The following is a 9,225-nucleotide window of genomic DNA, read 5'->3' on the forward strand; positions in this document are numbered from 1 at the left end:
GAAGAAAACCTGAATTAAAGCACAATTCCGGTTTCGGTAATAATGCAATGAAGGGGAATATCGTTTTCTTCCGTTTCGAATGTGGTCAAAAGGCGGGAATAAGCGATTCCAACAGTATGGGTGTCCGGATATTTTTCCAGTGTCCTGTCGAAAAAGCCGCCACCATATCCCAGCCGGAAACGGCTGGATGTAAAGCCGACGCAGGGAATCAGCAGAATTTCGGGCATGGAGACAGGTTCCTGTTTTTCAGGAATGGAAACATTATATGCCCCCTTGATCAGGGTATCGCCCGGTTTCCATCGGACGAACTGTAACGGTTGGTCTTTGGCAAGCGTAACCGGGAGCGACAATTGCATGCGGCCGGATAATTCGGCATATAACGTTGACAGATCTGGTTCGTTACGGATAGGCAGATAAACACCGATTGTCGTGAAATGACGGGATGCCAAATAAAGTGAGACCTGATTTCCTATTTCCCGATCAAAACGGGAACGTTCCAGGGGCCTTATTTTTTTTCTGGTTTCAAGAAGTGTTTGCCGCAGGTTTTTTTTGGTTTCGGCAGGTGTTGACGGTTCACCATGCTTGGCATCCGGGTCTGGTGTTAAACTCATAAACAATGTAAATACTGAATAAGTGAGAGGTTTCTATGATTGCAAAATTCAGGAATGTGTTATTACTGATAATAGCATTGGCCATGGTTCCATGTGCAGAAGCCTCTGTGGATTTGGCAACTACATCCGTGCAGGACGAAACGTTCAGGCAGCTTAGAGAGGCTGCACGGAAACAGGACGCTTCACGGGCAGCGCGTCTTGCCGACAGCCTGCGCGATTATCCTGTTCCATCGTATGTGGATTATTATCTTCTCAAATCGGATTTGCCTCATGCGAGTGAAGCGGAAGTTGATGCCTATTTGTCCCGATATAAGGGGAGTGCTATAGCAGACAGACTGAGAAACGACTGGTTGCTGATTCTGGGCCAAAACGGGAATTGGGACAGTTTTGATAAACACTATCCCCTGTTTGAACTGGACGACGACACACAGGTCAAATGTTATGCCTTGATGTCGCGTGCAGCCAAGGGGGTAAATGTCGCTAGGGAAGCCCGTCTTCTTTTGACGAAGCCCAAGAAATACGGGGAAGCTTGTTATGCATTGATATCCGATCTGGTGGAGAAAAAACAGCTGGGTGATGACGATATCTGGTATCAGAGCCGCCTTTCGGCGGAAAATAATCTGACGGCCTTGGCAATACGTATCGCTGGCTTGTCCGGTGTATCCAAGACCGACATATCGAAGGCTCTGGAATTGCCTGCTGCTGTTTTGAGCGCGGGGCCTGGCGCGGACAGGAATTCGCACGAAATCTACCTGTTGGCTTTGGGAAGAACCGCTAAAAAAGATCGGGAAATGGCTTTGCAATATTTCAATGAGGCGCTTCCTTCGCTTACTGCAAAGGAACAGGCACTCGGCTGGTCTATGATGGCTCTTCCTGCTTCCATTGCCTTGTCTCCGGATGCACTGGAATACTGGAAAAAGGCATCTGCTGCGGATATTTCCATGTATGCGCATGAATGGAAAGTCAGAACAGCCTTGCGAAAAGAAGATTGGCGTCTGGTTTATGAATGGATCAATCAGATGCCGCCCTCACTGCAGAAAGAACCGGTTTGGATTTACTGGAAAGGTCGTGCGCTTCTGGCTCAGGGACAGCGGGAAAGGGCGCACAAACTGTTTGCCTCTATTGCCGATCAGTGTCATTTTTATGGACAGCTTGCCCTTGAAGAACTGGGTAGAAAAATCAATGCGCGGCCTGAACGGAAGCTTTTTTCGGAATCGGAAATAGCGGCTATGTCCGATAATTCCGGTTTTCAGCTGGCCCAGAAATTCTTCAAGATGGACTGGCGTTTTGAGGGGATCCGTGAATGGAACTGGCAACTTCGGAAGATGGATGAACGCCAGTTGCTGGCTGCTGCCGAATATGCGAGAAAAGTGAATTTGCTGGACAGAATGATCAATACATCGGACAGGACCAAAAACGTAATCGATTTCACGCAGCGTTTTCCCACGCCATTCAGGGAAAACGTTAAAGTGGCAACAGAACAGCTTGGTCTGGACATGGCCTGGACTTATGGCCTTGTCAGGCAGGAATCCCGTTTTGTCATGAATGCACGGTCTGCTGTTGGGGCATCGGGATTAATGCAGCTTATGCCGGCTACCGCAAGATACGTGGCGAAAAAAATCGGCCTGACGGGATATCGACACGGCAAAATCAACAGTCTGGAAACCAATGTTCTGCTGGGTACCAACTATCTGAATATGGTGCTGAACGATCTTGAAGGCTCGCAGGTGATGGCGACAGCCGCCTATAATGCGGGACCTGGAAGACCGAAAACATGGAGATCGACCTTGTCGAGAACGGTTGACGGCGCCATATTTGCGGAAACGATCCCGTTTACTGAAACGCGCGATTATGTCAAAAACGTCATGTCCAATGCGACTTATTATGCCGCTCTTTTTGAAGCGCAACCCCAATCCCTGAAAAAGAGGCTTGGTCATGTCATTCCGTGAAAAATCCCAAAACCATTTATAATCTAATCAGTCAGGAATGAAGATAAAAAGCTGCAATTACTGGAAGATTGCATGGGATTGTTTTCCCGGAAAAGGAAATTACCTGACCGGGATTTACTCTGGCAAATAGTCTGCTTATGAAAATATATACCGTTGGTGGGGCTGTACGAGACACTGTTATGGGAAGGCCTGTACACGACAGGGACTATGTCGTGGTCGGATCGGCTGTCGAGGAAATGCTGTCTTTGGGATTCAAACCGGTCGGCAAGGATTTTCCGGTTTTTCTCCATCCCGAAACAAAACAGGAATACGCGCTGGCAAGAACAGAGCGGAAAGTGGCGCCTGGTTACAAGGGATTTGTTTTTCACGCTTCTCCCGAGGTAACATTAAAAGAAGACCTGCTCCGTCGGGATTTGACGATCAATGCAATGGCCATGTCCGAAGAGGGTGAGCTGATTGATCCGTTTGGGGGAAAAAGAGATATCGAAGCCAAGATTTTCCGTCATGTATCGGAGGCATTCAGTGAGGATCCGGTCAGAATCCTTCGGCTGGCGCGTTTTGCCGCCCGGTTTACGGACTTTACGGTAGCGCCTGAAACGATGGCGCTGATGAAGAAAATGGTTGCTTCCGGGGAGGTGGACGCTCTTGTACCCGAAAGAGTCTGGAAGGAATTGTCTCAGGGGCTGATGGAAGAAAAACCTTCGCGCATGATTGCCATCATGCATGAATGTGGCGCACTGGCGCGTCTTTTTCCGGAAATCGAAGCGTTATGGGATGTTCCGCAACCGGAAAAGTATCATCCGGAGATTTATACAGGAAAGCATACTTTGCTGGCGCTCGATTATTCGGCGAAGAAAAATTATCCTTTAACGGTTCGTTTTTCCGTACTGTTGCACGATCTTGGAAAAGGAACGACACCGCCCAATTTGTGGCCGCATCACCGTGCGCATGAAGAGCGTGGAGCCGCGCTGGTCGATAACGTCTGCCGCCGTTTGCATGTGTCAAACATGTATCGGGACATTGCCGTCATGACGGCGAGAGAACACGGCAATATCAGGCGGAGTACGGAGTTGCGCGCAAAAACGGCCGTTATGGTACTCGAACGGTGCGATGCTTTCCGCCGTCCGGAGCGGTTTGTTGACGTTATCAATGCCACCGAATGCGATCTGCGCGGCCGCAAGTCCGATACAGTCAGTTTTGAGGAGGTGCCGTTTCCCCAGAGGGATTACTGGATGATGGTTCTGAATGCCGCGAGAAGTATTGATGCGGCCGCCATTATTCAATCCATGGAGGATGCGTCGGAAGAAATTCCGCGTGCCTTGCATAATGCGCGTGCTGACGCCGCTGCCGATGCCGTCAATGCCATGCGTTTTGGACATATCAAGAAAATCGAAGTCGGAAAAAAAGAAGCAGCATCTTAGCTTCCGCCTTCTTGATCCGTCTGGAAAACTTGTCCCCAAACGGTTGCGAACGGAGAAGGGTGTATGAAAGACAATCCTGTTATTTTTATCAAGGAGCTTTCCGAACAGGATCGTCCTTTCATGCTTAATCATTTTCTGGGGTTGAGTGCGTCTGACAGGAGATTGCGTTTTGGTGCCGTTTTGCCGGACGAAGCCATTACCCGGTACGTTAACGGGATCGATTTTTCCCGCGATACTGTTTTTGGCGTATATGAAAGTACTTACAACCTTGTCGGTGTAGGACACCTTGCCTTTCTGGATCCGGTTGCCTTGCCGGCACTGGACGGAAGTCGTTCCGATCGGATTGCCGAATTCGGCGTTTCCGTTTCTGCACCGATGAGACGTAAAAATGTTGGCACAAAACTGTTCGATCGGGCAACCCTCCATTGCCGCAACAATCATGTCGATACACTTTATATTCATTGTCTGGCTTCCAACAAACCGATGTTGTGCATAGCTGAGAAAGCCGGCATGAAAATCCACAAGGATCACGGTGAAGTGGATGGTTATTTGCATTTGCCAAGCCTTGATCCGGACAGTCTCCGCAAGGAGAGTGCAGAAGAAAGAGTGGCTTCTCTGGATTATGCCCTGAATGGAAGAATGCGCGATATAGTCCGCTGGCTCAGGAAACTGGGTTTGAGTGAAAAGGCAGTGCCGTCATCCAACCGTTCTTCAGATTCGGTGTGAGTTGTCTGGCGTTGAAAATACGGAAACGGCACCTCGGCGGTTTTTGCCTGTTTTACCTGGAAACCAAAGCGAATTGAGCAGATGAATGTTAAATTCGCTTTTCGGTATTTTCAAAGTAAGAGCGGGTTTATCCCTTGCCCCGGTTATCCTGCTGGCTGGATGGTAACGGTTTCTTCACTTATGCTTTTTTCTGCAGTGGGGAGACTTTGTTCGCCGGAAAAATGAGCGGGTTTCAGGCTGGCGCGCTTAACATGAAGCCGGAAAATATCCAGTCTCTGGTAGGAGACGACAATGTCGTGAACGCCTTTCAGGACAATTTCCCTGCCGATATCGGCATAAACTCTCTTCCGTTCCAACAAGCGGTTCGGAAGCGTATTCAGGCCCACTATCATGGTGACAGCGGGACAGGCGTTTTTCAGAAAGTCTCTTAACGTTTCATCATTTCCTGCTACCTGGCCGATAGCGTCGTTGTCCGGAATACCGGAGGACGCGATGTTGAAAACCTTTCCTTCGAATGCGTGCGAGGCAGCTCTGGCATGGATTACGTCCTTCATATTGTATCCGCCGGAAATGCCGGATTTGCGCATCGTTGGCCAACAGGGCGGATAGGTTGAAATGTAGACTTGTTCTCTCTATGCAACCATGCTGTATCGGGCCAGTGTATTGGGGTTTTCACCGCAAATCAGCACCCCCGGTTTTCCGATGCCCGTGTCATGTCATGGACGCGCAGGGAAAAACTGTCACCAAAATTGTGAACCAGTTTTTCAGCCCAGGTAGGCATGATTTTGCGATGTTTGCCAAGGAGCGTACCCTTTGTCGAAGAGTGAGTTCGTATTCCACATCGCACCCATGCTGTAACCGGATTTTTCCGTTATGCCGATCGAGAGAAATGCATGGTATTTTTTCGCAAGGTTTTGCCATCTTTCAAAAGCCTTACTCTCCACATCCAGTGCATTTTCGTAAAATCTGATGAAAGACAGATGCTGATCTATAGGTGCCTGCGCAAGACACCAGATAGGAAAAGAGGGATGAAAGATTCGGGGAAAACGACCAGTTTTGCGCCATTTTCCACCGCTTCTTTCAGCAAGGTTCCGACTTTGTCGAGTGTCGCTTCCCGGTTCAGGACTACAGGAGCAGCCGGAACTGCCGCCGCGTTGAATTCCGGACATTTGTCGTCATTTATTTTATATTCCTTCACAACTTATTCCGCACCCAGTCCGCTATGGGAACAAACCGACAGTTCCACATATTTCTTTTCCGCTTCTTTGTCGGCTGTCAGCAGAGACGCGATGTAAATGATCAGAAAATCCAGTGGAATAGTGACAATTCCCGGGGTGCTCAAAGGAAAGACCGCATTGGTGCCCATAATCGACGGATTTGCCAGAACCGCGAACAAGGAAGTGATCGTACTACCAGTGATGCCAAGCAAGGCTTCTGTCATTGTCAGCTTTTTCCAGTACAGCGCAAGAGTGATCGTCGACAGCTTGACGGTTGTGGCGATGGAGAAGGACAGCCCGGACAGATAAGCGACATTCTGTGTTCATGGTCAGCGAGCAGACAGTGGCATGGATACCGATGGCAATTGTGGAAGTTCTGGCCGTTCTGATCTGGCCGATAATTTTCAGGCTGCTGTTATGGTAAAAATGGTTTCGTACTGAAAACAGTCCCGGAAAAAGCAGCGTAAAAAAGCCAAAAGCGGAATGACGAATTTCAGCCTGTTGCTTTTCGATTTTTTGAATGCAACGGAATGAAAGGTATTTTGCCAGTTAACCTGTCTGCTCATTGTCACTTTTCCGGTAAATACAAGGGCTCACAATAAGGCTGCTTTCGGGAATCGACGCTACAATTCTGTTTTTCCAGATACATCCATATCCATGTCATGACGGAAATCCGATATCCATTCGGCAAGACAGTTCCCATAGAAACAGCGGCAAAAATCACGCCAGAAATTTTATGGTTGCGCATGCCGTTGCCTTTCATACTGAATCATGTCAATGTCTGGCTTCTCAAAGACACAGATGGCTGGTGTGCCGTGGATACCGGAGTAAGCTGGGACGGCGGCAAGGCATGCTGGGAAAAACATCTGGAAAAATACCATCTGGCAAGGCAAGTGGTGACTCACTATCATCCCGACCATATCGGTTTGTCCGGGTGGCTGGAAGAAAAAACGGGGGCTCCCTTGTGGATCACGCAAGGGGAATACTTGTCTGCTTTGGCTTACCGGAATCAGTCGGGAAATTATTCTGTCGATGCCACGATCCGATTGTTTGAATCGCATGGGCTGGATAATCCACGGCTCGAGGCGCTCAGGGAGCGTGGCAATGCGTATGCCAATGGATGTCCTCTCATTCCCGCGACATTTCATCGTTTGCGGAATGGGGAATTCATCCATATCGGCGAACATGTGTGGGAAGTGATCGTCGGATACGGGCATGCAGTAGAGCATGCCTCTTTTTATTGCAGGAAATTGAATGTGCTTATTTCAGGCGATATGCTGCTTCCCAGTATTTCAACCAATATTCCGGTTATGGCGTCCAGTCCCGAAGGAAATCCGTTGAAAGATTTTCTCGATTCAATCCGGGAGTACCGGAAATTGCCGGAAGACACGCTTGTTTTGCCATCGCATGGACGTCCTTTTATCGGAATTCATTCACGGGTCGGTTTTCTGGAAGAACATCACCGGAAAAGATGTGAAGCGGTACTGTCGGCCTGTTCCGTGCCGCGTACGGCTTGCGAAATATTGCCGATTTTGTTCGAGAAGGATATTACAGATGCCCATCAGTGCCTGTTTGCCATGGGAGAAGCCATTGCCCATCTTAATTATCTTGAGAAACAGCATAAACTGGAAAAGCGGGAAAAAAACAGGCGTATTCGTTTTGTCACCGCTTAACCGTTTTGCAGATCTTGTGTTAAAGCACTCACGCGTTTTTCGATGCATCTTCTGTCAGACGCCAAGAGCGTGCAGAATGTACGGCGTCAGTAAGCCGGTCAGAGTACCGTTGACAATAAGTCCGAGACTGGAATAAACGCCGAGTTTCACGTTTTTTTCCATGGCATGCGATGTCCCGACTGCATGGGCTGCCGCACCAAGCGCGAGTCCCTGGGCAATCGGGCTTTTGACTCCGGCCAGCCTGAGGAATTTGAGTCCGAAAATGGCGCCCAGTATGCCCGTTAGAATGACAATGATAGCTGTCAGGGATGGGATGCCTCCCATCAGTTTGGAAACTTCCATGGCAATAGGCGTTGTCGCCGATTTTGGCGAAAGGGAAATGGCGACTTCCAGTGTCGATCCGCAATAATGAGCAATCAGGAAAGCAGAGACGGCACCGACAATACAGCCGGCCAGTTGGCAGACCAGAATGGGAACGGCCTGTTTCCGGATTTGTTCGATTTGCAAATAAAGGGGAACACCCAGAGCGACAATGGCCGGTTTGAGCAGGAATTCGATATATTTTCCGCCTTCATAATAGGTTTCATAAGAAATATCGCCCGCTTTCAGAACGAGAATGATCAGTACGATAGCAACGAGAATCGGATTCAGGATAACCGACTGAAGCCGTTTCTGAATCAGCTGGGCGCCCCAGAAAAGGCCTATCGTCAGCGTGACGGCAAACAGTTCGCTATGCAGAAATTCGCTCATAATATCTTGCGGATCAGTTGATAGGTCCAGCCTGTGACAAAAAGAACAAGCAAGGTGCTAAAGAGAGTGGCCAGCGCGATCGGGATCAGCTGTGCCTTTATGACGCCCAGATACAACATCAAGGCGACCCCGGGGGGGACAAAAAACAGGCCAAGATGAGCAAGCAGAAAATCGGAAAAACCTTTTACCCATTCCAGCTTGACCAGACCGGTTTTAAGCGAAAAGGTCAATATCAGCATTCCCAGAAGAGAAGAAGGAAAGTTGATATGGAAAACGTGAACGATCAATTCGGCAATGGCGAGACAGATAAGAATAATTGAACATTGGCGCAGCATTTTTATTCCTTGTGAAAAGCACGACAGAATTCATGCATACGATAACACTATTCATGAATCCGGGGATCAGGGAATAAATGAGATTACACTCGAAAAATTTTCGAGGAACGAGCGCGTTTTTTAATGAAACGATTTGGGCGTGCCTGAATTTGATGCGTTTTGTTCGGCCAGAAGCATCGATATGGCTTTTTCGCAATCCTTGCACCCGGCCTGGATTCCTTCCCTGAACAGATCGAAGGCTTTTTTGATATCCTGTTCTACACCATTCCCTTTTTTATAAAGGGTACCAAGCCATAAATAGGCAGGAAGAAACTGGCTGGCGATTGCCTGTTGCATCAGTTTGAGTCCGGTTTCAAGGTCTTGTTTGCCATGACTGCCAGTAATCAGATAATGCCCCAGAATGGCCATTGATCGTTCATCGCCGCGATCGGCTACTTTCCACAACCACTGGTGGCCGAGTTCGACATTTTTATCGACGTATTTTCCTTCAAAATAAATGTCCGAAAGATGGTTGCCTGCGTTGAGATAACCTTCATGGAAGGC

11 protein-coding genes (1 of these 11 running past the window's edge) are annotated in these 9,225 nt (G+C 48.6%); 4 read left to right on the plus strand and 7 right to left on the minus strand.

All coding sequences use genetic code 11. The features are described 5' to 3' along the window. Window positions 1-14 precede the first annotated feature (14 nt). Window positions 15-611 (minus strand): 5-formyltetrahydrofolate cyclo-ligase, encoded by a 597-nt coding sequence (locus OFAG_RS01975; protein ID WP_005878670.1) that lies wholly within the window; start codon window positions 609-611, stop codon window positions 15-17. A 35-nt stretch (window positions 612-646) separates the two neighbouring features. On the opposite strand from OFAG_RS01975, the gene OFAG_RS01980 reads away from it, so the two are divergent. The 3 genes from OFAG_RS01980 to OFAG_RS01990 all read left to right on the plus strand — a co-directional run bounded on the left by OFAG_RS01980 (window position 647) and on the right by OFAG_RS01990 (window position 4,707). Next, the gene (locus tag OFAG_RS01980) at window positions 647-2,560 is read left to right on the plus strand and encodes a lytic transglycosylase domain-containing protein (protein WP_005878671.1); all 1,914 of its coding nucleotides are present in this window, start codon (window positions 647-649) and stop codon (window positions 2,558-2,560) included. A gap of 137 nt (window positions 2,561-2,697) precedes the next feature. Next, window positions 2,698-3,981 (plus strand): multifunctional CCA addition/repair protein, encoded by a 1,284-nt coding sequence (locus tag OFAG_RS01985; RefSeq protein ID WP_005878672.1) that lies wholly within the window; start codon window positions 2,698-2,700, stop codon window positions 3,979-3,981. Window positions 3,982-4,044: 63 nt separating this feature from the next. After that, window positions 4,045-4,707 carry a GNAT family N-acetyltransferase gene (locus OFAG_RS01990; protein ID WP_005878673.1) on the plus strand — a complete coding sequence of 221 codons (663 nt, stop codon included), beginning with the start codon at window positions 4,045-4,047 and terminating at the stop codon, window positions 4,705-4,707. A 143-nt stretch (window positions 4,708-4,850) separates the two neighbouring features. Here OFAG_RS01990 and OFAG_RS12690 read toward each other — a convergent pair whose 3' ends face one another. From OFAG_RS12690 to OFAG_RS14250, 3 genes are all read right to left on the minus strand, one after another. Then, on the minus strand, window positions 4,851-5,261 hold the full coding sequence (locus OFAG_RS12690) for a carbon-nitrogen hydrolase family protein (RefSeq protein ID WP_147617726.1): 411 nt from the start codon (window positions 5,259-5,261) through the stop codon (window positions 4,851-4,853). Between the two features lie 434 nt (window positions 5,262-5,695). Next, on the minus strand, window positions 5,696-5,905 hold the full coding sequence (locus tag OFAG_RS12700; RefSeq protein WP_051346983.1) for a nitrilase-related carbon-nitrogen hydrolase: 210 nt from the start codon (window positions 5,903-5,905) through the stop codon (window positions 5,696-5,698). A gap of 3 nt (window positions 5,906-5,908) precedes the next feature. Beyond that, a complete protein-coding gene (locus OFAG_RS14250) occupies window positions 5,909-6,148 on the minus strand; it encodes a hypothetical protein (RefSeq protein WP_005878675.1) in 240 nt (79 codons plus the stop codon). Between the two features lie 438 nt (window positions 6,149-6,586). Between OFAG_RS14250 and OFAG_RS02000 the strand changes: the two genes are divergently transcribed. After that, a complete protein-coding gene (locus OFAG_RS02000) occupies window positions 6,587-7,597 on the plus strand; it encodes an MBL fold metallo-hydrolase (RefSeq protein WP_005878676.1) in 1,011 nt (336 codons plus the stop codon). Between the two features lie 54 nt (window positions 7,598-7,651). On the opposite strand, the gene OFAG_RS02005 is transcribed toward OFAG_RS02000, so the two are convergent. From OFAG_RS02005 to OFAG_RS02015, 3 genes are all read right to left on the minus strand, one after another. Further along, window positions 7,652-8,347: an LrgB family protein gene (locus OFAG_RS02005; protein WP_005878679.1), complete on the minus strand. Its 696-nt coding sequence runs from the start codon at window positions 8,345-8,347 to the stop codon at window positions 7,652-7,654. Then, the gene (locus OFAG_RS02010; RefSeq protein WP_020994739.1) at window positions 8,344-8,682 is read right to left on the minus strand and encodes a CidA/LrgA family protein; all 339 of its coding nucleotides are present in this window, start codon (window positions 8,680-8,682) and stop codon (window positions 8,344-8,346) included. The genes OFAG_RS02005 and OFAG_RS02010 overlap by 4 nt, the downstream gene beginning before the upstream one ends. Before the next feature lie 120 nt (window positions 8,683-8,802). Next, window positions 8,803-9,225, minus strand: partial view of a tetratricopeptide repeat protein gene (locus OFAG_RS02015; protein ID WP_005878683.1) — the end only. Its footprint extends 537 nt past the window's final position; 423 of the gene's 960 nt are visible here — the last part of the coding sequence; the start codon falls outside the window, past its right edge — the gene reads right to left on this strand; its stop codon occupies window positions 8,803-8,805.

It is taken from the genome of Oxalobacter paraformigenes (genome assembly GCF_000158475.2).
In the GTDB taxonomy this organism is placed as follows: domain Bacteria; phylum Pseudomonadota; class Gammaproteobacteria; order Burkholderiales; family Burkholderiaceae_D; genus Oxalobacter; species Oxalobacter paraformigenes.